The following is a 25,440-nucleotide window of genomic DNA, read 5'->3' as shown; positions in this document are numbered from 1 at the left end:
GGCACTGCTCCTAGGGATGTCGGGGCTGCCGGTCCGCTTCGACCAGCCGGGCCAGGCGTATGCGGTTGATCCTCCCCAGCTCGGTGCGGACGGTCTCGCGTTCCCGCTCCGGCGTGTTGCCCAGGCGTTCCCTGGCCGCGTCGCGCAGCTGCTCGCCGGTCCGGCCGGTGGCGCAGACGAGGAACACATGGCCGAACTTCTCCTGGTGGGCGAGGTTCAGCTCGAGCATCTCCGCCTTGAGGCGGTCCGGCGCGGAGGCCATGCCGCTCTGCTCCCGCGCCGAGGCCGGGTCCCCGGGCCGGGGTCCGCCGATCGGCGGATGCCCGGCCATCGCCTCGTCGAGGTCCGCCGCGGTCAGCCCGCTCGTGACGGCGTCGGCGGCGGCGTACAGCTCGCCGGCGGTCGCGTACGGGCGGCCGGCGAGCAGCCGCCGGGCCCACGCCGTGGAGGCGCACACCTCGTGGAGGGCGGCGAGAGCCTCGCTCTCCCCCAGGGCGTTGAAGCGGGCCAGGCCCTGCGGCGTGGAAGCGGACGTCACACAAGCCTCCCCCAGCCGGGACCGGTCATCCTGCGGAACGGGCGTACGAACAGCTAACGCCGCCCCGGGCCACTGCGTCAACAGTTTGTTGAAGAACGGGAGGGGTGAGAGGGGCGGACGGCCCTCACCGACCGGCCGCGGGCCCGTCCGGGCCCGTCAGGAACCAGGCAGAAGCTCACCGGAAGCCCTTCAGGGGCTTTGAGGGAAGTCTCAGGAGCCCTTCTCCCGGTTGAGGTAGTTGTAGACGGTGAAGCGGCTGACGCCGAGCGCGCCCGCCACCGTCTCGACGCCGTGCCGGACGGCGAAGGCGCCGCGCGCCTCCAGGCTCCGCACGATCTCCTGCTTGGCCCTGCGGTCCAGGTCGGCGAGGGGCCTGCCCTGCCGGCGCTCCAGCGCGGCGAGGATGTGATCGAGGGAGTCGGCTAGCTGGGGCAGGCGCACAGCGACGACATCGGCGCCCTCCCAGGCGAGGACGACGTCGTCGGGACCGGCCTCGTCGGGCGGGAGCAGCCGCCCGCCCATGGCCTCGACGAGCGGCTTGACGGCGGCGATGAACGCCTCGTCCGCCCCGCCGCTCATCCCTCGGCCTCCGCTATCACGTTGACCTGGAGCGAGATCCGGGTCGCGCCGGCCTCCAGGCTTCGGCGCAGCAGGACGTCCACGGCGGCGAGGACCACGTCGGCACCGCCCTCCGCGGTGTTCCCGAACGGCCCGACGTCCACCGAGTCCAGCGCGGCCCCCTCCACGACCTCCCGGGCCACCACCGCATGCGCGGGCGCCTCGTCCAGATCGAAGGGCTCGGTCGTGAACTCCACTCTCAATCGCACTGCGCCCCCAGAAAACGCCTCTGACCTGCATTTTTTACCCAGATCACCCACCGCGAGAGCACATCGGGGCACACCAGGGATGCACCAGTCGACTGCTTCACCACCGCGATGCACCCGGGCCGATCGATTTCACCGGGACGGAGACACTTCGTCCACCACGAGGTGACCCTAACCGACCGGCGCATACCTCCACCCCGCACGTGGCCAAGCCGCCCGCGCAGCGCCACAGCCCAACAGCCGGTCGTCCTACGTCCGGCCGCCCCGTCGAGCGCGCACCGGCCCGTCGGCTCCGAGCGTCTGCCCGCAGACACCGCAACGCCTGGCCCACGGACAGAAACCAGGCCGGAATCCCGGCAGGAGCCGGGCCCCACCACCGGCGTCACCGCGGCCCCCCTGGGCCGGCAAGCGGACAGGTAGCGTGCAGGGGACAGCTCCCAGTACGTCCGAACCGTCGTGGCGGCGGCTCCGGTCGGCCCGGTGTGGTGTCCACGGCCGTGCGCGGGAGCCTGGCCGACAGGACAGCGAGTGCGACGGCGACCGACAGGGCAGCCAGGACGACGAGCGCCGGGCGGGCCTGCGTGAACCAGGCGGTGGGGCGGGGCCGACGACGGCGTCCAGCGGCAGCCGTACGCCGAGGTCGGAGGCTGCGGCACCGAAGAACACCGACGTGGGGCGGCCCGCCGGGAACGCCTCGGCTAACGTCAGGGTATGAGCCATCCGCACCCCGAACTAAAAGCCGCCCCGCCACTGCCCGAAGGAGGGCTGAGGGTCACCGCCTTGGGCGGTCTGGGCGAAATCGGCCGCAACATGACCGTCTTCGAACACGCCGGCAAACTGCTCGTCGTGGACTGCGGGGTGCTGTTCCCCGAGGAGACACAGCCCGGAGTGGACGTGATCCTGCCCGACTTCACGTCGATCAGGGACCGTCTGGACGACATCGCGGCCATCGTCCTGACCCATGGACACGAGGACCACATCGGGGGCGTGCCCTATCTGCTGCGTGAGCGGTCCGACATTCCCGTCGTCGGGTCGAAGCTGACGCTGGCGTTCCTGGAGGCCAAGCTCAAGGAGCACGGCATCCGGCCGCGGACGGTACGGGTGAAGGAAGGCGACCGGCGGAGCTTCGGCCCCTTCGGCTGCGAGTTCGTCGCGGTCAACCACTCCATCCCGGACAGCCTCGCCGTGGCGATCCGTACCGGCGCCGGGCTGGTGCTGCACACCGGTGACTTCAAGATGGACCAGTTCCCCCTCGACGACCGCATCACCGACCTGCGCGCCTTCGCCCGCCTGGGCGAGGAGGGCGTGGATCTGTTCCTCACCGACTCGACCAACGCCGAAGTGCCCGGCTTCACCACCTCCGAGCGGGAACTGAATCCGGCGATCGAGCAGGTGATGCGTACCGCGCCCCGGCGGGTCATCGTCTCCAGCTTCGCCAGCCATGTGCACCGCATCCAGCAGGTCCTGGACGCCGCCCACCAGCACGGCCGCAAGGTGGCGTTCGTGGGCCGCTCGATGGTCCGCAACATGGGCATCGCCCGCGAGTTGGGTTATCTGAAGGTCCCCTCCGGTCTGGTCGTGAGCACGAGGGAACTGGAGAAGCTCGCCGACCACCGGATCACCCTGGTGTGCACGGGATCGCAGGGCGAACCCATGGCCGCGCTGTCGCGGATGGCCAACCGCGACCATCAGATCCGCATCGGCGAGGGCGACACGGTCCTGCTCGCCAGTTCCCTGATCCCCGGCAACGAGAACGCCATCTACCGGGTGATCAACGGGCTGACCCGGTGGGGCGCCCACGTCGTCCACAAGGGCAACGCCAAGGTGCACGTCTCCGGGCACGCCAGCGCCGGCGAGCTCGTCTACTGCTACAACATCGTCAAGCCCCGCAACGTCATGCCCGTCCACGGCGAGTGGCGCCATCTGCGGGCCAACGCCGACCTCGCCATCCGCACCGGAGTCGCCCCCGAACGGGTCGTCGTCGCCGAGGACGGGGTCGTCGTCGACCTCGTCGACGGGCGCGCGTCCATCACCGGCAAGGTGCCCGCGGGCAACGTCTACGTGGACGGCATGGAGGTCGGCGGCGCGACCGAGGCATCCCTCAAGGACCGTCTCACCCTGGCCGAGGAAGGCGTGGTCACGGTCGTGGCGATCGTGGACGCCGACACCGGCGCGCTGGCCGAGGCACCCGACTTCCTGGCCCGCGGCTTCGTACACGACGAGACCACGTTCGAACCCGTCATCCCCCTCATCGAAAAGACGCTGGCCACCGCCGCCGAGGAAGGCATCGGCGACGCACACCAGCTCGAACAGCTCGTCGCCCGCGCCGTGGCCAACTGGGCGTTCCGCACCCACCGCCGCAAACCCCTCATCATCCCCGTCATCATCGACGCCTGACCGGACCGCGCCCCGTATCACCCGGGGCGCGGCCTTCCGGGCGCCACCTCGGCGGCACCCCTGCCCGGCGGACATCAGAAAGGCGGACGGATGAGTCCGCGCTTCGAGGAGCTCGACCGGCAGGAGACACCGATCGGTGAGATCGGTCTGCGACGGCGCCGTCATCCGGTCTCGGGCGAGGAGGTGTACGAGGTCGAGCCCGGCGACGAGTTCTTGATGTCCAGCCTCTTCACCGCCGGCGAGATCGCGTCGGCGAAATCGCGCCGGCGGAGCTCGGTCCGGCCGGGCTGCCCCACACCGAACTGGGCGTCACCGTCGGCGGACCGGGTCTCGGACACACGGCCCGGGCGACACCGGACGATCCTCGGTCCGAACCCCAGAAGCCGGACGGGGCGGACAGGCGGGAGCGAACGGGCCGGACCCAGGGCCGGCCAGGAGCGCGGCAGGTGGTTTCTCCCGGGTCCTGGCACGCGCTGATGACCTACGACGTTCATCGGGTGCCGGCCGTTCGGCCGGATACCGGGACACCGGCATCCGGTACGGCTTCGCGCGCCCTTGTCACCCGCTCCCCCTTGACAGCCCTCGAGATCCACAGGCAATCTTCCGATAAGTAGAAGAAATGTTCCACGATCCGGAATTCAAGGAGTGATTGGCGTGATCGGAAGGGAGCACGGCCCCGATGCCAGGTGCTGAGTGGAGTGCCGCCGCAGACCAGCGCTTCGCCGTCAACCTGTCGATCCTCTTCACCGAACTCCCGCTCCTGGAACGCCCCGCGGCAGCCGCCGCGGCCGGTTTCACCGCGGTCGAGCTGTGGTGGCCCTGGGCCGGCTCGCCGGCACCCGCACGGTCCGAACTCGACGGGCTGAGAAAAGCGATCGAGAACGCCGGCGTCCGGCTCACCGGCCTGAACTTCTACGCCGGACGGCTCCCCGGCCCCGACCGCGGCGCCCTGTCGCTCCCGGGTGAGGAGTCGGAGCGGTTCCGCGCCCATGTCGACGTGGCCGCGGACTTCGCCGAGCCCCTCGGCTGTACGGCCCTCAACGCGCTGTACGGCAACCGCGTCGAGGGCGTGGACCCGGCCGAGCAGGACGCGCTCGCCCTGGAGAACCTCGCCCTCGCCGCCCACGCCGCCGACCGGATCGGCGCGACGCTGCTGATCGAGGCGCTGAACCGGACCGAGTCGCCGCGGTACCCGCTGGTGTCGGCCCCGGCCGCGGTGCAGGTCGTCGACCGGGTGAACGCGGCCACGGGGCTCGGCAACGCCCGGTTCCTGATGGACCTGTACCACCTGGCCATGAACGGGGAGGACCTGCCGGCGGTGATCGACCGGTACGCCACGAGGACCGGCCATGTGCAGATCGCCGACAGCCCCGGCCGCGGCGCCCCCGGCACGGGCGTGCTCCCGCTGGAGGACCTCCTCGGCCGTCTGCGCACAGCGGGCTACACGGGCAGGGTCGGTCTGGAGTACAAGCCAGGCGACCGGCCGAGCGCGGAGGCATTCGACTGGCTGCCCCTTGAGGCCCGTGCGGCCCGTGCGGCCCGCTGATCATCTCTTGTCCCTGCGTGTGCAGAGAGGCCTCCCACCATGAGCGACGCCCCCGACACCCTTCCCCGGATCGCCTGGATCGGCCTCGGCATCATGGGCTCCCCCATGTCCGAGAACCTGATCGGGGCGGGCTACGACGTCACCGGCCACACCCTGGAGCAGGAGAAGCTGGACCGGCTGGCCGCCGCGGGCGGCACCCCTGCCTCTTCGGTCGCCGGGGCGGTCCGGGACGCGGACGTGATCATCACGATGGTGCCCGCGTCCCCGCAGGTCGAGGCCGTCGCGTACGGGCCCGACGGCATCCTCGAGAACGCGCGGCCCGGCGCCCTGCTGATCGACATGTCCTCGATCACCCCGCAGACGTCCGTCGACCTGGCCGCCGCCGCGAAGGACAGGGCATCCGTGTGCTCGACGCCCCGGTGTCCGGCGGTGAGGCGGGTGCCGTCGAGGCGGTGCTGTCCATCATGGTCGGCGGTGAACAGGCCGACTTCGACGCCGCGAAACCCCTGTTCGAGGTGCTCGGCAGGACCGTCGTCCGATGCGGTCCGCACGGCTCCGGGCAGACCGTGAAGGCCGCCAACCAACTGATCGTCGCCGTCAACATCCAGGCGTGCGCCGAGGCCGTGGTCTTCCTCGAGAAGTCCGGCGTGGACCTGGCGGCCGCGCTGGACGTCCTGAACGGCGGCCTCGCGGGCTCGACCGTACTGACCCGCAAGAAGGACAACTTCCTCGGCCGGGACTTCGAGCCCGGTTTCCGGATCGACCTGCACCACAAGGACCTGGGCATCGTCACCGACGCCGCCCGCACCGTCGGCGCGGCCCTGCCCGTCGGCGCCGTCGTCGCGCAACTCGTCGCGAGCCTGCGCGCGCAGGGCGACGGCGGACTGGACCACTCCGCGCTGCTGCGCGCGGTGGAACGCCTGTCCGGCACCCGGACCTGAGTACGCCGGGACCCCCCGGGTGCGGATCCGCCCGGCAGGCAGCAGCCTGGAGACATGGCAGATCCCACGGCGCATCCGCACATCGTGGTGCACTCCCCGGCGTTGGACGGCTCGCGCCGGGTCACCTCCGGCGACGAGACGCTGGGCGTCGCCTCGCACATCGACGACGTGGGCGAGATCCTGCGGCTCGCCGATCTCTACGTCACCGACGTCGAGGGGGCAGACCTCATCGAGTGGCAGGGTGGCGGCCCCGAGGACTGGCCGGGTCTGTCGGAGGAGCAGCACCACGAGGCCTGACCGCCACCGGCCTACGGCAGCGGCCGTAGACCCGCTACGGCACCCTCAAATAAACCTCTGAACCGTCCCCTGGAGGCTTCGGGCACCCCCGTCACCGGGCAGGAACCCCTCACACGGGGCCCGCCGGCACGGGGGCGGCGGGCCCCGCTTCAGGGGGAACCATGGGCGACTGCACCCGCTGCGTCCACTGCACTCGATGCACCGACGCCCGGCGGACACCGCACGAGATCGCGCTGCTCCGCGACGGCCCGCGTGCCGCGCCCAGCTCGGCGGGGTCGGTCACCCGGATCGCCTTGCAGCCGAGGCCCTCGGTGACCCGGACGTGGTCGACGCCGTAGACGCCCAGTTCGGGCGCGTTGATGTTCTCGAACTCCAGGCTGACCTGGAAGTCGATGCCGAACGCCCGCTGCGCCTGCCGGATGAGGCCGAGGTAGGAGTTGTTGAGCAGCACGTGGATGTACGGGAGCCTGTGCTGTGCCCCGACGGCCGGCTCTTCGAGCATGAACTGGAAGTCGTAGTCGCCGGACAGGGCGACGACCTGGGCTCCGGGGTCGGCCCTGGCCACACCGAGTGCCACCGGGCCGGTCCAGCCGAGAGGGCCGGCCTGGCCGCAGTTGATCCAGTGCCGCGGGCGGTGGACGTGGAGCAGTTGGGCGCCGGCGATCTGGGAGAGGCCGATGGACGAGACGTACCGGGTCTCGGGGCCGAAGGCCCGGTTCATCTCCTCGTAGACGCGCTGCGGTTTGATCGGGACGTCGTCGAAGTGCGTACGCCGCTGGAGGGTGGCCCGCTTCTCCTGGGCCGTCGCCGCCCAGGCGGAACGGTCGGGCAGCGTGCCCCGGGCCCTGTGTTCCTTCGCGACCCGGACGAACAGCTCCAGCGCGGCGCGCGCGTCGGAGGCGATGCCGTAGTCGGGGGCGAAGATCCGCCCGATCTGGGTGGGTTCGACGTCGACGTGGACGAAGGTCCGGCCGGCCGTGTAGACGTCGAGCCGGCCGGTGTGGCGGTTGGCCCAGCGGTTGCCGATGCCGAGGACGAAGTCGGCTTCCAGGAAGGTCGCGTTGCCGTGGCGGTGCGAGGTCTGGAGGCCGACCATCCCGGCGCTCAGCTCGTGGTCGTCGGGGAGAACACCCCAGCCCATCAGGGTCGGCACGACCGGTGTGCCGGTCAACTCGGCGAATTGCACGAGCAGTTCGGACGCGTCGGCGTTGATGACTCCGCCGCCCGCCACGATCAGCGGGCGCTCGGCGGCGTTCAGCATGCCGAGCGCCTTCTCGATCTGGGCGCGGCTCGCGGCGGGTTTGTGAACCGGCAGCGGCTCGTACGTGCCGGGGTCGAACGCGATCTCCGTCTGCTGCACGTCGATCGGCAGGTCGATCAAAACGGGGCCCGGCCGGCCTGAGCGCATGAGATGGAAGGCCTGCTGGAGGACGCCGGGAACCTGCGCGGCCTCGAGGACGGTCACCGCCAGCTTGGTGACCGGCCGTGCGATGGCGGCGATGTCGACGGCCTGGAAGTCCTCCTTGTGGATCACCGCGGTCGGGGCCTGGCCGGTGATGCACAGGATCGGGACGGAGTCGCCGGTCGCGGAGTACAGGCCGGTGATCATGTCGGTCCCGGCCGGACCGGAGGTGCCGACGCAGACGCCGATGTTGCCCGGCCGGGTGCGGGTGTAGCCCTCGGCCATGTGCGAGGCACCCTCGACATGGCGGGCGAGGGTGTGGGTGATGCCGCCGGATTCCCTGAGTGCCGCGTAGAACGGGTTGATCGCCGCGCCGGGGACACCGAACGCGTCGGTGACGCCCTCACGCTTGAGGATCTCGACTGCCGCGCGGGCAGCGGTCATTCGAGCCATGGAGCACTCCTGCTTCGACTGTTCGGATACGCACTCCCGTCGCGCCCTGCGGTGAGCCCTCCTCCCGGCCGCATCGACTCTCACTCTGACTTCCGTATTACGGAAACTTATTTCTGCTATCTGGAATGAATGTAAGCGGGTCCCGCAAAGGCCGTCAAGGGAGCGGTGTGCGTGCGGCCTCCGTGCCGGAGGTGTGTGTCCGGGAACGGCAACTGCCGGACAGGCCGGGGGTCGTGGGAGGACGATGGGGGCGCCGGCCTGAGCTGAGGACGTCGTCCGGAAACGGAAGTGGTGGGCCATGCCCGAGAGCGTGTCCGTACGCTGTCCGGCCTGTCGGAGCGAGCACCGCTACACGGCGCCGTCGTACCCGTGCGTGTGCGGCGCGCCGGTCGTGCCGCCGCTGGATCCGGACGCGGCGCCGACACCGGTCGTCCATCGCGTCTGGCAGGAGGAGTGGGTCACCGTGCGCTGCGGACGCTGCGGGCGGCCCGGCGAGTGGCCGCGACCGGAGTTCGGCTGCCCGTGCGGGACGGTGCTGCGGATCCCGGTGACCGGCCCGGGAACCCCTCCCGCCCCGGACGGATCCCCCTCACCCGCCTCGGGCACCACACCTGACTCGTACGCCACACCTGGCTCGTACGGCACACCTGACTCGTACGCCGCACCTGCACCGGACGGCACCCCTGCACCGGAGTCGCCGGCGGCCGCCGGACCCGCTCCACGCCGCCCTGACATCCCCTCCGTGCCGATCCGCACCGCGCGGGACGCGGTCACGGCGACCGTGCTGTATCTGCGCCTGCTCGGCCACGACGACATCCGCCGCGCCCACCGGCGTCCCCCGTTCGGCATCGGGCTGGCCGGCCAGGGTGTCCTCGCCCTGGTCGACCCGTCGGCGCGTCCGGTGACGTCGCGGGACGTGGAGTGCCTGTGGCTCATGTCCATGTCGGAGTCCGCGCGGTGTCTGTACGTCACCCTCACCGGGTACACTCCGGACGCCCGGGAGCGTGCCGACCGCCTGGGTGTCCCGCTGTTCCTGCTCGACCTCACCGGCACCCCGCAACCGGTGAACGCCCCGGCCGACGCGCTGGACGCCACCCGCTCCTGAGAAGCCCGGGAACCCGGGGACGTTCCCGCCCCCACCGTCCGATACTCGGGGCATGCGTACGCACATCCGGCCCCCAGCCTCCGACGAGCTGTCCGCCCTCCAGGACATCGAACGGGCCGCCGGCGCACCCTTCCGGGCCCTGGGCATGCCGGAGATCGCCGACGACGAGCCGCCCGCCCTCGACACCCTCGACCACTACCGGCGGGCGGGCCACTGCTGGGTCGCCGCCGACGAACGGGACCGGCCCGCCGCCTATCTGATCGCCGAACCGGTGGACGACGCGTTCCACCTCGAGCAGGTCTCGGTGCACCCGCGCGCCGCCCGCCGGGGCGTGGGCCGGTCCCTGATCGCCCACGCCGCCGAGCAGGCCCGCGCGCAGGGCCTGAGCGCCCTGACCCTGACCACCTTCGCCGACGTCCCGTGGAACGCCCCGTACTACGCCCGCCTCGGCTTCCGCACGCTGGCCGAGGCCGAACTCACGCCCGGTCTGCGCCGGATCCGCGCCCAGGAGGGCGGGCACGGGCTCGACCGGTGGCCGCGCGTGTGCATGTCCCGAAGCCTCGGCCGGCCGTGACCACCGGGGCACACACCTGCCACCCTGCTCGCATGATGATCAGAACAGCGGCAGAGCAGGACTTCCCCGGGTTCCTCGACCTGGCGTCCCAGGTCGAGCAGTGGTTCGGCCCCATGGTCGAGGTACCCGGTTTCCACGACGCGGTGCGCGCGCACCTCCGCGCGTCCATGGCGCTCGTCGCCGTCGACCCCGGCCCCACGAGTCCAGGGCCGGGTCCGAGCCCGGGTCCGGGTCCGGACCTCCTCGGCGGGCTGCTGTTCGGAGCCGAGCCGCCGGCCCACCACGTCCACTGGCTCGTCGTCTCGGACCGGGCGCGGGGAAAGGGTGTCGGCCGTGCGCTGATGGCGGACGCGACGCGCCGGTGGGTACGGGGTCCCGGCCGAATCGAGGTGGTCACCTTCGGGGCCGACCACCCCGGGGCGGCGGCCAGTGGCGCACGCGTCTTCTACGAGCGCCTCGGCTTCCTCCCCGCCGAACCGGCCGAACCCGGTCCGGAAGGCGGTTCCCGGCAGGTGTTCCGCCGGACCGTCGCCTGACACCCGCCCGCGCGCCTCAGCTCTCTGTGCCGCCCACCCCCTCGGCTCCCTCCGCCGTACCCGGGGCGTACCGCTCCCTCAGTTCCACCTTGCGCACCTTCCCCGAGACCGTCATCGGGAAGGAGTCCAGGACCTGGAGCCGGCTCGGGATCTTGTAGTGGGCCAGCCGGTCGGCGCAGAAGGCGCGCAGGTCCTCCAGGGTGACCGGGTCACCGGCGTCGCGCAGGACGACGCAGGCGAGGACCTCCTCGCCGTACCGCTCGTGCGGGACGCCGACGACCTGGGCGTCGGCGATCTTCGGGTGGGTGTGGAGGAACTCCTCGATCTCGCGCGGGTAGATGTTCTCCCCGCCCCGGATGATCATGTCCTTGATGCGGCCGACGATCTCCACGTACCCGTCCTCGCGCATCGCCGCGAGGTCCCCGGTGTGCATCCAGCGGCCCGCGTCGACGGCCTCGGCGGTGCGCTCCGGCTCGTTCCATTGACTTGCTCCTCGGGCTGAAGCCCGAGGATTCTGGCCTTCTCTCTCGTTGCTGTGCCGCTACGCGGCACAGGTTTTGGGAGGGAATCCGTGGCTTCCTGCTTCGTTGCGCTGCGCCAGAACGGATTCTGGTCTTACCGGCGCTCCACAGGCCGATACCGCCAGTCCGGCGGCCTTTTTCACGTTGCGTGCGGAGTTGATGTCCCGGTCGAGGAGGGCTCCGCAAGCGGGGCAGGTCCATTCCCGGATGTGGAGGGGCTTGGGTCCATCCACATGGTCGCAGTGCGAGCAGGTCTGACTGGTCGGCACGAACCGGCCGATCTTGATCAGGGTGCGTTCGTACCGGTCGGCCTTGTAGACGAGCATGGCCACGAACTGCGACCAGCCCGCGTCGTGCACGCTCTTGGCCAGTTGGGTGCGTGCCAGTCCGTGCACCGCCAGGTCCTCCACGCCGATTGCTTGGTTCTCGCGGATCAGCTTCGTGGAGAGCTGGTGGTGGAATTCACGGCGCGCGTCGGCGACCTGGGCATGCGCGCGGGCGACCTTCAGGCGGGCCTTCTCCCGGTTCTTGGATCCCTTCCGTTTGCGGGACAGCTCCCGCTGGGCCTTCTTCAGTTTCTTTTCCGCGCGGCGCAGGAAACGCGGAGAATCGATCTTCGTGCCGTCGTCGAGGATCGCGAAGTGTGTCAGCCCCAGGTCGATGCCGACGGTCTGGTCGCTGTCGGGCATCCGGGCGGCGTCGGCGGCCGGGTCGGTGTCGATGACGAAGGATGCGAAGTACCGTCCGGCCGCATCCTTGATCACGGTGACGGAGGTGGGAGGGGCGGGCAGGGTGCGCGACCACTTCACCTTGACGGTCCCGATCTTCGGCAGGCTCAGTCGTCCGCTGTCGGTGACCGACCAGCGGGCGTTGGCGGTGAACCGGATCGACTGCCGGGCGTCCTTGCGGGACTTGAACCTCGGCGCTCCCAGTCTGGGGCCCTTGCGCTCACCCTTGAGGGAGGCGAAGAAGTTCTTGTAGGCCGTCTCGGCATCGCGCAGGGACTGCTGGAGCACGACCGCGGAGGCTTCTCTCAGCCAGGAGCGGGCCTCGGTCTGCTTGGCCTGGGTGATCAGGCGCGTGGACAGCTCCCCGGCTTTCGGGATGGGGCCTCCCGCCGCTCTGGCGTCCTCGCGGGCGCGCAGGGCGTCGTTGAAGACGACGCGGGCGCACCCGAATGTCCGTGACAACGCACTGCGTTGGGCGTGATCCGGGTACAGGCGAAAGCTGTACCGAAGCTGCGTGAGAGCCACCGTACATACTTGGGCTATGGCAGAGATGCAAGAGATCAGAACTGGTCGGCACTGTGTATTTGTGATGCATGTGCACTTGGTCTTCGTGACGAAGTTTCGGCACGACGTGTTCACAGACGATCACCTGGTGCGGATGGAGGAGATCATGCGGTCGGTCTGCGCGGACTTCGAGTGCGAGCTGGTGGAGTTCAACGGCGAGACCAGCCATGTCCACCTGCTGGTGAACTTCCCGCCCAAGGTCGCCGTCGCCAAGCTCGTCAACTCTCTCAAGGGCGTCTCCTCACGCCGCCTGCGTCAGGAGTTCCCCGACCTGGTGCGCCACTACTGGCGGGCCAGCAAGCTGTGGTCGGGCTCCTACTTCGCCGGGACCGTCGGCGGCGCCCCGCTCTCTGTGATCAGGCAGTACGTCGAGCAGCAGAACCGGCCGGTGTGAGCCCTGCCCGGCTCCGCCGGACCAGGCGATCACGGCGCTCCGCGCCGCGGTGGTGCACACGCCGTGTCCGGCCCCGCCGGACCAGATGCGGCGACGCTCCGCGTCACCACCCTCAGATTCGCTTCACCACCGGGCTGAAGCCCGATGCACTGCGAATGAATCCCGGTAGCCGTTGTTGAGGATGTTGTGATGGGAGAGGGTGGCGCCCTTGGGGAAGCCGGTGGTGCCCGAGGTGTACTGGATGTTGATGGGGTCGTCACAGCTCAGTCCGGCGGCGACGGCGTCGAGCCGCTCGCGTGGCACGGTGGCGGCGCCCTCGGTCATCGCGTCCCAGGACGGGTCGCCGATGTACACGGCCTCCCGCAGTCCGGGGCAGCGCCCGCGCACCTGGTCCACCAGCGCCCGGTAGTCGCCGCCCTTGTGGGAGAGCGAGGCGATCAGCACCGCGACACCGGCCTGCCGCAGGACGTATTCCAGCTCGTGGGCGCGGTAGGCCGGGTTGATGTTCACCATGATCGCGCCGATGCGTGCGGTGGCGTACTGCGTCAGGACCCACTCCGGACAGTTGACCGCCCAGATGCCGACGCGGTCACCGGTCGTGATTCCCTTCGCCAGCAGCCCGCGCGCCACCTCGTCGACCGCGGCGCCGAACTCGGCGTAGGTCCAGCGCCGGCCCGAGGGCACGTCGACGAGGGCCTCGCGGTCCGGGTACGCGGCGATCGCGCGGTCGAGATCGGCGCCGACGGTGTCGCCGAGCAGCGGGGTGGTGCTCGTCCCGTGGCTGTACGACGGGGAGGGCGCGGGGACCGGTGCCGGGGCCGAGGGGGTCACCGGAAGTCCTCCTCGCGGTACTCGGCGTCGGAGCCCGCCGCCGTGGCCTCGCGCAGTTCGATGCGGCGGATCTTGCCGGAGACGGTCTTGGGCAGTTCGCCGAACTCCAGCCGGCGGACCCGCTTGTAGGGGGCGAGTACCTTGCGGGAGTGCTCGAAGAGCTCCCTCGCGGTGTCCGGGCCGGGCCGGTGGCCCTCCGCGAGCACGATGTACGCCTTGGGCACGGCCAGGCGCAGCTCGTCCGGGGCGGGTACGACGGCCGCCTCGGCGACCGCCTCGTGCTCCAGCAGGGCGCTCTCCAGCTCGAAGGGGGAGATCTTGTAGTCGGAGGCCTTGAACACGTCGTCGGCGCGGCCCACGTAGGTGAGGTAGCCGTCGGGGTCGCGGGAGCCGATGTCGCCGGTGCGGTAGTAGCCGCCGGCCATGGCCTGGGCGGTGAGGTCGGGGTCGCCGTGGTAGCCGGTCATCAGGCCCACCGGGTGGTCCGACAGGTCGAGTGCGATCTCGCCCTCGGTGGCGCCGGGCGCGCCGGAGACGGGGTCGAGGAGTTCGACCCGGTAGCCGGGCCCCGGGCGGCCCATGGAACCGGTCCGCAGGGGCTGGCCGGGGCTGTTGGCGATCTGGACGGCGGTCTCGGTCTGGCCGAAGCCGTCGCGGACGGTGACGCCCCAGGCGCGCCGGATCTGTTCGATGACCTCGGGGTTGAGCGGTTCGCCGGCGGCGACCACTTCGCGCGGCGGGGTGCGCAGCCCGGTCAGGTCGGACTGGAGGAGCATGCGCCACACGGTGGGCGGGGCGCAGAAGGTGGTGACGCCGGCGCGGTCCATCTCGGCCATCAGCCGGGCCGCGTCGAAGCGCGCGTAGTTGTGCAGGAAGACGGTCGCCTCGGCGTTCCACGGGGCGAAGAGGTTGGACCAGGCGTGCTTGGCCCAGCCGGGCGAGGAGATGTTCAGGTGCACGTCGCCGGGTGTGAGCCCGATCCAGTACATGGTCGCCAGGTGCCCGACGGGGTACGAGGTGTGGGTGTGCTCGACGAGCTTGGGCTGTGCGGTGGTGCCGGAGGTGAAGTACAGCATCAGGGGGTCGTCGGCGAGGGTGGGCCCGTCGGGCGCGTAGTGCTCGGCGGCGCCGTAGGCGTCCTCGTAGGGCAGCCAGGCGTCGCCGGCGCCCCCGCCGACGGCGATGCGGGTGTAGTCGCCGGGCACCTCGTCGAACTTCGAGGTGTCGGCGGCGCGCGTGATCACGTGCCGGACGCGGCCCCGGTCGACGCGGTCACGCAGGTCGGCGGGGCCGAGCAGCGGGGTGGCGGGGATGACCACGGCACGCAGTTTCATCGCGGCGAGCGCGGTCTCCCAGAGTTCGGCCTGGTTGCCGAGCATGACGAGCACCCGGTCCTCGGCGCCCACGCCCTGCTGCCTCAGCCAGTTGGCGGCCTGGTCGGAGCGGCGGGCCAGTTCGGCGAAGGAGAGCCTGGTCCGCTCGCCGTCCTCCTCGACGAGGTGCAGGGCGGTGCGGTCGTTGCCGTCCGCGATCACGTCGAACCAGTCGAGCGCCCAGTTGAAGCGGTCGGGGCGCGGCCAGCGGAAGCCCTCGTAGGCCGTGGTGTAGTCGTCGCGGTGTTCCAGCAGGAAGTCCCGGGCCCTGCGGAACTCCTCCGTCGCCGTCGTCATGTGTTCCCTTCCGTCGCCGTCGTCATGGGTGCTCCGTCCTCCTCGGTCCCGGACCTTGCCGGGTGCCTCCGTGCCATCGTCTAATCCGTGACGCAGGTCTCACCACCCCTGAAAGGGGGTGTGGCTCATTCGGGAGCCGCGGCGGAGAGGCGAACAGGTGACAGCCGGCCCGGGCGGGGGCGACCGAGGTGAGGGCGGCCGAGCGGCTGGGGGTGACGGACGGGGCCGTGAAGGGGTGTCCGCGCTCGGTGATGCGCGAGCCGGGTGCCCGGACGCGTGGGGAGGCGGTGGTCTCCGCACGCGGGGCGGGGTGGTTGCCGTAGGTTTGCGGTGTTCTCGTGGGGTCGGCATTACCGGTGGTCCGGGGTTTTCGGCCGGTGTGCCGGGACTTCGGATTTCATCCGCGTGTGCGCTGTTAAATGCCTCACGACGTCGCCCCTCCGAATTCAACTGACCCGTTGCCTAATATTGGTCAGGACACGACACAGGAGGGAGCGGTGACCGTGCGCCGGGACTTCAAGGATCCTGTCCGATGCCGTCCCGACCTGGTCATCGGCAGGGAGGAGCCGTTCGCCCAAGCGCGCGAGCAGCTGGCCCGAGGGGGCAGCGTGCTGCTGCACGGGCCGGCCGGAATAGGTAAATCGACCGTGCTGCGGGCACTTGCGGCGGAAAACGCGGGCGGGGCGCCCACGGTGTTGCGCTGCTCCGCCACGGAGTCCGAATCCCACCTTCCGTTCCTGGCGCTGGCGGATCTGTTCGGTTTGGTCCTCGAGAGGGTCTGCGGTGCGCTGCCCGCCGCGCAGCGCACCGCGCTGGAGTCGGCGCTCACCGGCCGCGGCGAGTCCACGCTCCAGCGGGACGGGCTCGCGCTGCGCCTGGCGGTGCTGTCCACCCTGCGGGCGCTGGCCGCCGAGGGACCCGTCCTGGTCGTCGCCGACGATCTTCAGTGGCTGGACTCGGCCAGTGCGGAGCTGCTGGGCTTCGCCGCCCGGCGTCTCGGGGACGCGCCGGTGCAGATGCTGTGCGCGGTGCGGACCGAGGGCACGGAGGGGCAGGAGTACGACCGTCATCTGCGGGCCTGCCCGCCGGACACGCGGGTGGTCCGGCTGGGCCCGTTCTCCCGTACCCAGGTGTCCGCACTGCTCGACCATCGCGGTTACACGGATCTGTCCCGCACCACGGTCCGCGACATCCACCGCACCAGCGACGGCAACCCGCTGTTCGCGCTCGAACTGGGCCGTGCTCTGGCCGAGAGCCCGGCCCGGCCTCGCCCCGGTGAGCCGCTGCCGGTGCCGACCTCGCTGCGTGCCCTGGTGCTCAGCCGGCTGGAGATGCTGTCGGACGACGCGCGCCGCACCCTGCTGGTGGCCAGCGCCGGTGCCCGCCCGACGCCGGCGCTGCTGCACGCGGCCGGCCGGGAGCACGCCGAGGAGGAGACGGCCCAGGCCGCCGCGCTGGGGCTGCTGGCGACGGACCCGGAGGAGCCGGCGCTGCGGTTCGCGCATCCGCTGATCTCGGCCGCGCTGTACGCGGAGGCCCCCGCCCACGAGCGGCGGGCAGCCCACGCCGCGCTGTCCACGGCGGCCTCCGACCCCATCGAGCGGGCCCGGCATCTGGCCCTCGCCACGACCGGCACCGACCCGGAGGTGGCGGCCCGGCTCGCCGAGGCCGCCGCGCTGGCCCGCGATCGCGGGGCTCCTTCGGTCGCCGCCTCGCTGGGGCTGCTGGCCGCCCGTCGCACCCCGGCCGACACGGCCGACGGCGCGCCGGGCCCGGACGAGCGGCGGCTGCAGGCCGCCGAGGACGCCATCACCGCGGGGGAGGCGGATCTCGCCCGGGACATCGCGCGTGAGGTGCTGACCCGGGCCACGGTGCCCGCGGAGCGGGTGCGGGCGTGGATGGTGGTCATCGAGGCGGCCGGGCAGGCACTCGGTGAGGTCGACGCGGTCTTCCCGCAGGTGCTGGCCGACGCGGGCGACGACCCGCGGCTGCTCGCCCTGGTCCACTACCAGCTGGCCTGGCGGGAACTGGTGGTCGACGGCGACTTCGACAAGGCCCGGCGGGAGGCCGCGCACGCGGCGGACCTGGCGGCGCGGGGCGCGGACCGGCGCACCGAGCTGATGGCGCTGGCCTTCCAGTCGTCCACCGAGACCCTGATGGGCCACCCGGACGCCCCGGCCACCATCAAGCGGGCCCTGCGGGAACCCCAGGACCCCTACGTGGCCTGCCACCACAACGGCGCGGGCATGGCCAGGTTCCGCTGGCTGCTCATGAGTGACCAGCTGTCCGAGGCCCGCAAGGGCATCACCGGGCTGCTGCGGGAGGCGCGGCGGCGCGGCATGGTCGAGAGCGAGGTGCACTTCCTGCGCTTCCTCGCCGACACGGAGCTGCGCTCCGGGCACTGCGGCCGCGCCCTGGACCTGGCACGGGAGAGTCTGCGGCTGGCCCGGGACTCCGGGACCGGGGAGGGCGCCTCGGCGATGCTCGCCTCGCTCGCGGAGGCCTCCGGCGGAGACGTGGAACGCGCGCTGGCCCTGGCCCGGGAGGCGGCCGACCACGCCGAGGTGGACGGCGACCAGATGTACCTCTCGCGCGCCTTGGCCGCCTTCGGCTATGCCCGGTCGGCCGCCGGGGACGCGGCGGGTGCGGTCCGTTCGCTGCGCCGGGTGCGGGAGCTGGAGCGGGGCATGGGCATCACCGACCCGGCGCGGGGCCGCTGGCACGGCGATCTCGCCGAGGCGCTGGTCCGGATCGGCGAGCCCGGCGAGGCGCAGGAACTCATCGACCTCACCCGGGTGCACGCGCTGCGGCTGGACCGGGCGGGCGTCCTCGCCGTACTGGACCGCGCGGAGGCCCTGGTACGGGCGGCCCGCGGGGAACACGAGGCCGCGCGGAAGCAGTTGACGTCGGCTCAGGACCGGCTGGGCCGGCTGGGGTACGGGCTGGAGGAGGCGCGGGCCGCGTTCGCGCTGGCCAGGCTGCGCGCCCGCCTCCCGGGTGCGGCCCCAGGGCATGCCCCCTACGACGAGGCCGCCCGGCTGTTCCGGCGCTGCCGCGCACTGCCCTGGCTGCGGCAGGTGGACGAGGCCGTGGCCGCCGGTCCGGTGGGACCGGACACGGTGCCCGCGTCCGCCTCGGCGGCGCTGGACGGCCTCGCCTCGATGGAACGGCAGGTCGCCTCACTGGTGATGGAGGGCGCCACCAACCGGGAGATCGCCGCCCGGCTGTTCATCAGCGTCAAGACGGTCGAGGCGACGCTCACCCGGGTGTACCGGAAACTGGGCATCCGGTCGCGGGTGGACATCGTCCGCCTGGCCGCGGGCCGCCGCGCCAAGTGACTCCCGGGGCGGGGACACGGCGGGCGCAGGGCGGCAGGGGTGCGATGGCCTGGGTCGGGGTGCGCATGCGGGCGCTCTCGGGGTCAGCGGTGAGCACGGTGCCGGGCCGTACAGGGCGGGCGGCAGGGCGGCAGGGCGGCAGGGCGGCAGGGCACGGTGACCTGGGCCGGGGTACGCGTACGGGCCCCTCACGGGTCAGCGGTGAGCACCGTGCCGGGCCGTACGGGGCGGGCGGGACCGAGGGTTTTCCCTGTCCAACTCCCTTAGGGGCTTCCCTCATTGAGGGCTCGCGCTCCGGCTCGTAGCGTAAGGGTGTGCCGCTCGCCGGGCACACGGGGACCGGTAGCCCGGCCCTCGTGTCGAACCCCCCACCCCGCGCGCCCCCACCGGCAACCGATGAGGAGACCGATGTACGGGCTCATCCGCAGTACGAAGGCCGCCGCGACCACCGCCGTGCTCGCCGCCATCTGATTTCCTGAGCACCCCTCAGGTGAATGCCAGGGGGCGCTGCGGGCTTCCACGAGCAGCCCGCAACGCCCCCTATCCATGCCCCGTCGGCCCTTCGCCCGTCCTGCCGTCACTGGCGTCACTGGCGTCACTGGCGTACGGCTCCGAAGCGGATGTCGTACGGCGTGTCCGGGTGCATCACCCGGAGCATCCGCTCCCCCTCGGCGGCGATCTCCTCCCGCCGTGCCCTGGTGAGCGGACCGAACGGCTCGACCACCAGGGCGTGTTCGTCCAGCCGCCACACTCCCGCCAGGAAGCCGTCGACGAGGAGGGCGCGGTAGGGGATGTTTCCCTGCCAGGTGCTGCCCCGCAGCTCGTGGGGCACGACGCGGGTGCGGTCGGCGTGGGAGAGGAGCAGGTTGTCGAACTCGGGCAGGAACCGCGGCGGGGCCGGGGTGTCCGGGTCGGGCCGGGGCGCGTCGGGAAGGTCGAACAGTTCGACTCCGTGTTCGTCGCGGAAGGTGACCAGGCGCGGGCGGAGGCGGTCGAAGGCTTCGCGCAGCCTGGTCAGTCCGGCCCAGATCTGCATGTCCTTCACGGAGGCGGGCCCGAAGGCGACGAGGTAGCGCAGCACGGTGGCGTCCGGTCCCGGGGAGGGCTCGGCGGGACGGCCCAGCCACCGCTCGGCGGTGGTGAGCGTCACCTGGCCGCTGCGGCCCCACAGTCCGCGCGGGGTGATCTGGACGAGGGGCAGCCTGCACCGGGCGGCGACGGACAGGGCCTGCGGGTCGGCGTCGGGCCATTCCTCGAGCAAGGCCTCGCGCAACTGCTTCATGGTGCGCGGTCCGGCCTCGACGAGGTCCCGGGCGAGGGCGGTCAGCCGGTCCAGGTCGACCCCGGTCAGCCCTTTGCGGAAGGAGGAGAGTTCGCGGTCGCGGGCGGGCTGCACCAGGGGGCGCAGGGTGAGGCAGTCCTGGGCCGTGTGGGTGTGGATGGTCGAGCGCAGGGTGACGATGCGGACCACCGCGCGGTCGGCCATCGGCCGGGACAGTGCCTCGGGCGTGAAGCCGTCGAGCCGGGCGGCGAGCGCGTAGTACGGCGGCTTGACGTTCTGCGCCTGGAGTCCGACCAGATGCTCGACGGCCGCCTCCGCGGACAGCGGTGAGCGCCGCAGGAGCAACTGCCGGGCGAGGGTGGCACGGTTCAGGGCCCGGGTACCGAGCACGGCGACCGGACCCCGCACCGGGGTGACGCTCCGCTTCGTCTTCGTCATGCCCGCACGCTACCGAGGCTTGCGGCCACCCTCTGTCCGCAAGGCCCGGGACACCGCTACGGACACGACCACCGGTACACGCCCGCCGGTACCCACCCGCCGTCCCAGGACCGCCGGTTCAGGACATTTCCTCGGGACGTGTAACACCCCGGCGGGTACCGGACGCTGAGTTCTACGGGGCGCGAGAAGCGGCCCCTTTCGCATGTCTCGGGCCAGTACCAGGAACGACCCCACAACCGAAGGACCTCCTCAGTGACTTCCCATCCCACCGGCACCGATGGATCCGCCGCGTCCGGACACGTTCGTCTCCCCGTCTACGAAGGTCTGGTGCGCGAGCTCGGTGACGTCCTGGCGGAGACCCGCGAGGTGGCCGAGCGCATGGAGCGCCAGATGCGCCAGGTACTGCCGGTACGCCCCCACACCCGGCCCGCGCCCGCGCCGGTCCCCCGGTGAGCCCCCGCGCCGACTGGGCCGGGCGGGTGACACGCCCCCGGTGGGGCCATCGGCCTGTCCTGGTTCCCTAGGATCCTCCCGTGGCCACCTTCCATCTCCAGCGCACGGCACCCCTCCCGCTCGACGAGGCCTGGCGTCGGCTCACGGAGTGGCCCCGCCACGGGGCGGCGGTCCCGCTCACCCGGGTCACCGTGACCACTCCCCCGCCCACCGGTGAGGGCACGGTGTTCGTCGCCCGCTCGGGCCTCGGCCCGGTCGCCTTCGACGATCCGATGGAGGTGACCGTCTGGCAGCCCCCGGTCGACGGCTCCCCCGGCCTGTGCCGGCTGGAGAAGCGGGGTCGCCTGGTCAGGGGCTGGGCGGAGATCGAGGTCCACCCGGGGCCGGGTGGCCGGACCCGTGTGCTGTGGCGCGAGGACCTGCGGGTCCGGTTCCTGCCCGGCTTCTGCGACCCGGCCCTGCGTGCCGTCTCGCGCAGGGTGTTCGGCCGGGCGGTGAACTCGCTGCTGCGGCAGCCGTGACGGGGTGGGCACCGGGCGGGTGCCTGGGGGCGACGGTGCGTCACCCGGTTCCGGTGAGGTGTTCCGGGCGGACCGGTGTGCGGTTCAGCTCCAGCCCGGTCGCGTCCCGGACGGCCGCGAGGACCGCCGGGGTGGACGACAGGGTGGAGGCCTCGCCGACGCCGCGCAGTCCGTACGGCGCGTGGCCGTCGGCGAGTTCGAGCACGTCGACGGGGATGACCGGTGTGTCGAGGATGGTGGGGATGAGGTAGTCGGTGAAGGAGGGGTTTCGCACCTTCGCCGTCCTCGGGTCGACGACGATCTCCTCCATGACCGCCACGCCCAGGCCCTGGACGGTGCCCCCCTGGATCTGGCCGATGACGGACAGCGGGTTGAGCGCCTTGCCGACGTCCTGTGCGCAGGCGAGTTCGATCACCTTGACCAGGCCGAGTCCGGTGTCGACCTCGACGACGGCCCGGTGCGCGGCGAAGGTGTACTGGACATGGCCGTTGCCCCGGCCGGTGCGCGGATCGAAGGGTTCGGTCGGCCGGTGCCGCCATTCCTCCTCCACCTCGACGGCCTCGTCCCCGAGGACGTCCACCAGGTCGGCCAGTACCTCGCCGCCGTCGGTGACGACCTTGCCGTCCTCCAGCAGCAGTTCGGCCGTCGCCCACGCCGGGTGGTAGGAGCCGAACCTGCGCCGGCCCAGTTCCAGGACCTGCTCCCGGACCAGTTCGCAGGCGTTCCTGACCGCTCCTCCGGTGACGTACGTCTGCCGGGAGGCGGAGGTCGAACCGGCCGAGCCCACCCGGGTGTCGGCGGGGTGGATGGTCACCTGGCCGATGCCCAGCTCGGTGCGGGCGATCTGGGCGTGGACGGTGACTCCGCCCTGCCCGACCTCCGCCATCGCGGTGTGCACGGCGGCCACGGGCCGGCCGCCGGCCACCTCCATCCGGACGCGTGCGGTGGAGTAGTCGTCGAAGCCCTCGGAGAAACCGACGTTCTTGATGCCGACCGCGTAGCCGACACCGCGCACGACGCCTTCACCGTGGGTGGTGTTGGACAGGCCGCCGGGCAACTGGCGTACGTCGGCCCCCTCACTGCTCTCCCACTGCCGCTCGGGCGGCATCGGCATCGCCTTGACGCGGCGCAGGAGTTCGGCGACCGGTGCCGGGGAGTCGACGATCTGCCCGGTGGGCATGACCGTGCCCTGTTCCATGGCGTTGAGCCGTCTGAACTCCACCGGGTCCAGGCCCAGCCGCTTCGCCAGCTTGTCCATCTGGGCCTCGTAGGCGAAGCACGCCTGGACCGCGCCGAAGCCGCGCATGGCGCCGCAGGGCGGGTTGTTGGTGTAGAGGGCGAGGGCCTCGATCTCGACGTCGTCCACGACGTACGGCCCGACACCGAGGGAGGAGGCGTTGCCGACCACGGCCGGGGAGGCGGAGGCGTACGCTCCGCCGTCGAGCACGATGCGGCACGTGACGTGGGTCAGTTTGCCGTCGCGGGTGGCGCCGTGCTCGTAGTGGAGCTTGGCCGGGTGGCGGTGGACGTGGCCGAAGAAGGACTCGAAGCGGTTGTAGACGATCTTGACGGGTCTGCCGGTGCGCAGGGCGAGCAGGCAGGCGTGGATCTGCATGGACAGGTCCTCACGGCCGCCGAACGCGCCGCCGACGCCGGCCAGGGTCATCCGTACCTTGTCCTCGGGCAGGCCGAGCACGGGCGCCATCTGGCGCCGGTCGGAGTGGAGCCACTGGGTGGCGACGTAGAGGTGGACGCCGCCGTCCTCCTCGGGGACGGCGAGCCCCGACTCGGGGCCGAGGAAGGCCTGGTCCTGCATGCCGAAGGTGTACTCGCCCTCGACGACGACGTCGGCGCGCTCGCGGGCCCGTGCCACGTCGCCGCGCACGATCGGCTGGCGGTGGACGATGTTGGGGTGGGCGACGTGGCGCGTGTGGTGGTCGTCGCGGTGCTCGTGGACGAGGGGCGCGTCGGGGGCGAGTGCGGAGGCCTCGTCGGTGACGACGGGCAGGTCCCGGTACTCGACCCTGATCTTCGCGGCGGCGCGGCGCGCGGTCTCGGGGTGGTCGGCGGCGACGACGGCGACCGGTTCGCCGTGGTGGCGGACCTTGCCGTGGGCGAGGACGGGGGTGTCCTGGATCTCCAGGCCGTAGTGGCGCACCTCGGTCGGCAGGTCGTCGTAGGTGAGGACGGCGTGCACGCCCGGCAGGGCGAGGGCCTCGGAGGTGTCGATCGAGACGATCTCGGCGTGCGCGACCGTGGAGCGCAGGATCTGGCCCCAGAGCATGTCCTCGTGCCACAGGTCGGAGGAGTACGCGAACTCGCCGGTGACCTTGAGGGTGCCGTCGGGGCGGAGGGTGGACTCCCCGATTCCGCCGCTGGCCGGGGCGCCCTGGGTGAGGATGGAGGGCGCGCCGAGGGGGGCGCCGGCCGGTCCGGGACCGGTGGCGGCCCGGGTGGGGGTGCGGGAGGGGCCGGGGCTGTGCTCGGTCATGGCCGGGTCCCCTCGGACTGGCGGGTGGCGGCGAGGCGGACCGCGTCCATGATCTTCTCGTAGCCCGTGCAGCGGCACAGGTTGCCCGACAGCGCCTCGCGGATGTCGGCGTCGCTCGGGCTGGGGTTGTGCTCCAGCATCTCGTCGGCGGCGACCAGCAGGCCCGGGGTGCAGAAACCGCACTGGACGGCTCCGGCGTCGATGAACGCCTGCTGGATCGGGGCGAGTTCGGCTCCCTCGCCGGTCTGTGAACCGGCGCCGTGGGCCCCGTGGGCCCCGTGGGCCGCCTGGGCCTGCCGCCGCTGGGCCGCGTCGAGCGGGGTGCCTGTGGCAAACGGGGTGCCCGTGGCGTCCGGGGCTCCCGCACCACCCCGCGCACCGCCCCCGGCGGTGCGGGAGCGATGCCGGGCGAGGGCGGCCAGTCCTTCGACCGTGACGATCTCCCGGCCCTCGGCCTGGCCGGCCGCGACGAGGCAGGAGCACACCGGGACGCCGTCGAGGCGCACCGTGCAGGAGCCGCATTCGCCCTGCTCACAGGCGTTCTTGGAGCCGGGCAGGCCGAGCCGTTCGCGCAGCACGTACAGCAGGGACTCGCCCTCCCATACGTCGTCGGCCTCCTGGGACCGTCCGTTGACCGTGAAGTGGACACGCATCACGCGACTCCCTCGGTGGTGCGGCGAGTGCCGCGGTACGACTCCCAGGTCCAGGTCAGCGTGCGACGGGCCATGACGCCGACCGCGTGCCGGCGGTAGCTCGCGGTGCCGCGGACGTCGTCGATCGGGTTGCAGGCTGCGGAGCACAGGTCGGCGAACTGCTCGGCCACCGACGGCGGGACGATCTTCCCGTTGTCCCAGAGTCCGCCCTCGTCGAGCGCCGCGTTCAGGAACTCCTCGGCGGTGGCGGCCCGTACGGGGGTGGGCGCCGCCGAGCCGATGCCGGTGCGGACCGTGCGGGTACCGGGGTGCAGGGCCAGACCGAACGCGCACACGGCGATGACCATGGCGTTGCGGGTGCCGACCTTCGAGAACTGCTGCGGTCCGTCCGCCTTCTTGATGTGGACGGCGCGGATCAGTTCGTCGGGCGCCAGCGCGTTGCGCTTCACCCCGGTGTAGAAGGCGTCGATCGGGATGCGGCGGGACCCGCGCACCGATGCGGCCTCGACCTCGGCCCCGGCGGCGAGCAGCGCCGGGTGGGCGTCGCCGGCCGGGGAGGCGGTGCCGAGGTTGCCGCCGACTCCGCCGCGGTTGCGGATCTGCGGGGAGGCCACGGTGTGGGAGGCGAGGGCGAGGCCCGGCAGTTCGGCCCGCAGGTGCTCCATGATCCTTGTGTACGGGACGGAGGCGCCGAGCCGTACGGTGTCCTCGCCGACCTCCCACTCGGTGAGGTCGGCGATGCGGTTGAGGTCCATGAGGTACTCGGGCCTGCGGTGGTCGAAGTTGATCTCGACCATCACGTCGGTGCCGCCCGCGATCGGCACAGCGGTGGGGTGCTCGGCCTTCGCGGCGAGCGCCTCCTCCCAGCTGGCGGGGCGGAGGAAGTCCATGACCGGCTCTCTTCTTCGTCTCGTGGATCGTACGGATCGAGCCAATCCGTGTG

Annotated in this window: 21 protein-coding genes and 3 pseudogenes; 11 read left to right on the top strand and 13 right to left on the bottom strand. The window is 72.0% G+C overall.

Annotated elements, in window-relative coordinates:
- Positions 1-10 precede the first annotated feature (10 nt).
- The 3 genes from uraD to V4Y04_RS30980 form a co-directional block, all read right to left on the bottom strand.
- Complete coding sequence (gene uraD / locus V4Y04_RS30990) at positions 11-538, bottom strand: 2-oxo-4-hydroxy-4-carboxy-5-ureidoimidazoline decarboxylase (RefSeq protein WP_332431676.1); 528 nt, start codon at positions 536-538, stop codon at positions 11-13.
- A gap of 210 nt (positions 539-748) precedes the next feature.
- The gene (locus V4Y04_RS30985; protein ID WP_332431675.1) at positions 749-1,117 is read right to left on the bottom strand and encodes a helix-turn-helix domain-containing protein; all 369 of its coding nucleotides are present in this window, start codon (positions 1,115-1,117) and stop codon (positions 749-751) included.
- A complete protein-coding gene (locus V4Y04_RS30980; protein ID WP_332431674.1) occupies positions 1,114-1,365 on the bottom strand; it encodes a hypothetical protein in 252 nt (83 codons plus the stop codon). The genes V4Y04_RS30985 and V4Y04_RS30980 overlap by 4 nt, the downstream gene beginning before the upstream one ends.
- Before the next feature lie 708 nt (positions 1,366-2,073).
- Between V4Y04_RS30980 and V4Y04_RS30975 the strand changes: the two genes are divergently transcribed.
- The gene (locus V4Y04_RS30975) at positions 2,074-3,759 is read left to right on the top strand and encodes a ribonuclease J (RefSeq protein WP_332431673.1); all 1,686 of its coding nucleotides are present in this window, start codon (positions 2,074-2,076) and stop codon (positions 3,757-3,759) included.
- 161 nt (positions 3,760-3,920) lie between these two features.
- Here the strand turns inward: V4Y04_RS30975 and V4Y04_RS30970 are convergent, their stop codons facing one another.
- Positions 3,921-4,097 (bottom strand): hypothetical protein, encoded by a 177-nt coding sequence (locus V4Y04_RS30970; RefSeq protein ID WP_332431672.1) that lies wholly within the window; start codon positions 4,095-4,097, stop codon positions 3,921-3,923.
- A 341-nt stretch (positions 4,098-4,438) separates the two neighbouring features.
- Between V4Y04_RS30970 and V4Y04_RS30965 the strand changes: the two genes are divergently transcribed.
- From V4Y04_RS30965 to V4Y04_RS30955, 3 genes and pseudogenes are all read left to right on the top strand, one after another.
- Positions 4,439-5,305: a TIM barrel protein gene (locus tag V4Y04_RS30965; protein WP_332431671.1), complete on the top strand. Its 867-nt coding sequence runs from the start codon at positions 4,439-4,441 to the stop codon at positions 5,303-5,305.
- A 39-nt stretch (positions 5,306-5,344) separates the two neighbouring features.
- Positions 5,345-6,246: pseudogene (locus tag V4Y04_RS30960) on the top strand (2-hydroxy-3-oxopropionate reductase).
- Between the two features lie 54 nt (positions 6,247-6,300).
- Positions 6,301-6,543 (top strand): hypothetical protein, encoded by a 243-nt coding sequence (locus tag V4Y04_RS30955; RefSeq protein ID WP_332431670.1) that lies wholly within the window; start codon positions 6,301-6,303, stop codon positions 6,541-6,543.
- A 109-nt stretch (positions 6,544-6,652) separates the two neighbouring features.
- On the opposite strand, the gene gcl is transcribed toward V4Y04_RS30955, so the two are convergent.
- Positions 6,653-8,398, bottom strand: a complete 1,746-nt coding sequence (gene gcl, locus V4Y04_RS30950) for a glyoxylate carboligase (protein WP_332431669.1) — start codon at positions 8,396-8,398, stop codon at positions 6,653-6,655.
- A 298-nt stretch (positions 8,399-8,696) separates the two neighbouring features.
- On the opposite strand from gcl, the gene V4Y04_RS37885 reads away from it, so the two are divergent.
- Genes V4Y04_RS37885 through V4Y04_RS30935 form a run of 3 tightly spaced genes read left to right on the top strand, consistent with a single transcriptional unit; the run spans position 8,697 to position 10,613 of the window.
- Positions 8,697-9,503, top strand: a complete 807-nt coding sequence (locus V4Y04_RS37885; protein WP_443080109.1) for a hypothetical protein — start codon at positions 8,697-8,699, stop codon at positions 9,501-9,503.
- A gap of 52 nt (positions 9,504-9,555) precedes the next feature.
- Positions 9,556-10,077 (top strand): GNAT family N-acetyltransferase, encoded by a 522-nt coding sequence (locus tag V4Y04_RS30940; RefSeq protein ID WP_332431667.1) that lies wholly within the window; start codon positions 9,556-9,558, stop codon positions 10,075-10,077.
- A gap of 32 nt (positions 10,078-10,109) precedes the next feature.
- Positions 10,110-10,613: a GNAT family N-acetyltransferase gene (locus V4Y04_RS30935; protein ID WP_332431666.1), complete on the top strand. Its 504-nt coding sequence runs from the start codon at positions 10,110-10,112 to the stop codon at positions 10,611-10,613.
- Positions 10,614-10,629: 16 nt separating this feature from the next.
- Here the strand turns inward: V4Y04_RS30935 and V4Y04_RS30930 are convergent.
- Together V4Y04_RS30930 and V4Y04_RS30925 are read right to left on the bottom strand one after the other, a co-directional pair.
- Positions 10,630-11,094, bottom strand: a pseudogene (locus V4Y04_RS30930) (AMP-binding enzyme); the annotation flags it as partial.
- Between the two features lie 60 nt (positions 11,095-11,154).
- Positions 11,155-12,387: an RNA-guided endonuclease InsQ/TnpB family protein gene (locus V4Y04_RS30925; RefSeq protein ID WP_332431665.1), complete on the bottom strand. Its 1,233-nt coding sequence runs from the start codon at positions 12,385-12,387 to the stop codon at positions 11,155-11,157.
- Between the two features lie 16 nt (positions 12,388-12,403).
- Between V4Y04_RS30925 and tnpA the strand changes: the two genes are divergently transcribed.
- The gene (gene tnpA / locus V4Y04_RS30920; RefSeq protein WP_332431664.1) at positions 12,404-12,820 is read left to right on the top strand and encodes an IS200/IS605 family transposase; all 417 of its coding nucleotides are present in this window, start codon (positions 12,404-12,406) and stop codon (positions 12,818-12,820) included.
- A 165-nt stretch (positions 12,821-12,985) separates the two neighbouring features.
- On the opposite strand, the pseudogene V4Y04_RS30915 reads toward tnpA, so the two are convergent.
- Both V4Y04_RS30915 and V4Y04_RS30910 read right to left on the bottom strand, forming a co-directional pair.
- A pseudogene (locus tag V4Y04_RS30915) lies at positions 12,986-13,651 on the bottom strand (AMP-binding protein); the annotation flags it as partial.
- Positions 13,648-15,321 carry an AMP-binding protein gene (locus V4Y04_RS30910; RefSeq protein WP_332431663.1) on the bottom strand — a complete coding sequence of 558 codons (1,674 nt, stop codon included), beginning with the start codon at positions 15,319-15,321 and terminating at the stop codon, positions 13,648-13,650. The pseudogene V4Y04_RS30915 and the gene V4Y04_RS30910, both read right to left, overlap by 4 nt.
- 497 nt (positions 15,322-15,818) lie before the next feature.
- Between V4Y04_RS30910 and V4Y04_RS30900 the strand changes: the two genes are divergently transcribed.
- Positions 15,819-18,659, top strand: a complete 2,841-nt coding sequence (locus tag V4Y04_RS30900; protein WP_332431662.1) for a helix-turn-helix transcriptional regulator — start codon at positions 15,819-15,821, stop codon at positions 18,657-18,659.
- Positions 18,660-19,254: 595 nt separating this feature from the next.
- On the opposite strand, the gene V4Y04_RS30895 is transcribed toward V4Y04_RS30900, so the two are convergent.
- The gene (locus tag V4Y04_RS30895) at positions 19,255-20,379 is read right to left on the bottom strand and encodes a winged helix DNA-binding domain-containing protein (RefSeq protein ID WP_332431661.1); all 1,125 of its coding nucleotides are present in this window, start codon (positions 20,377-20,379) and stop codon (positions 19,255-19,257) included.
- A 252-nt stretch (positions 20,380-20,631) separates the two neighbouring features.
- Between V4Y04_RS30895 and V4Y04_RS30890 the strand changes: the two genes are divergently transcribed.
- Together V4Y04_RS30890 and V4Y04_RS30885 are read left to right on the top strand one after the other, a co-directional pair.
- The gene (locus V4Y04_RS30890; RefSeq protein ID WP_332431660.1) at positions 20,632-20,832 is read left to right on the top strand and encodes a hypothetical protein; all 201 of its coding nucleotides are present in this window, start codon (positions 20,632-20,634) and stop codon (positions 20,830-20,832) included.
- An 80-nt stretch (positions 20,833-20,912) separates the two neighbouring features.
- A complete protein-coding gene (locus V4Y04_RS30885; RefSeq protein ID WP_332431659.1) occupies positions 20,913-21,353 on the top strand; it encodes an SRPBCC family protein in 441 nt (146 codons plus the stop codon).
- Between the two features lie 40 nt (positions 21,354-21,393).
- On the opposite strand, the gene V4Y04_RS30880 is transcribed toward V4Y04_RS30885, so the two are convergent.
- Genes V4Y04_RS30880 through V4Y04_RS30870 form a run of 3 tightly spaced genes read right to left on the bottom strand, consistent with a single transcriptional unit; the run spans position 21,394 to position 25,387 of the window.
- On the bottom strand, positions 21,394-23,844 hold the full coding sequence (locus tag V4Y04_RS30880; RefSeq protein ID WP_332431658.1) for a xanthine dehydrogenase family protein molybdopterin-binding subunit: 2,451 nt from the start codon (positions 23,842-23,844) through the stop codon (positions 21,394-21,396).
- Positions 23,841-24,497: a (2Fe-2S)-binding protein gene (locus tag V4Y04_RS30875; protein WP_332431657.1), complete on the bottom strand. Its 657-nt coding sequence runs from the start codon at positions 24,495-24,497 to the stop codon at positions 23,841-23,843. Before V4Y04_RS30875 ends, V4Y04_RS30880 begins: the two co-directional genes overlap by 4 nt.
- On the bottom strand, positions 24,497-25,387 hold the full coding sequence (locus V4Y04_RS30870; protein ID WP_332431656.1) for an FAD binding domain-containing protein: 891 nt from the start codon (positions 25,385-25,387) through the stop codon (positions 24,497-24,499). The genes V4Y04_RS30875 and V4Y04_RS30870 overlap by 1 nt, the downstream gene beginning before the upstream one ends.
- Positions 25,388-25,440: the final 53 nt, after the last annotated feature.

It is taken from the genome of Streptomyces sp. P9-A2, from assembly GCF_036634175.1.
GTDB classification, from domain to species: domain Bacteria; phylum Actinomycetota; class Actinomycetes; order Streptomycetales; family Streptomycetaceae; genus Streptomyces; species Streptomyces pratens.
Note: the sequence above shows the minus strand (reverse complement) of the source record. Positions and strands in the feature narration are given on the sequence as shown.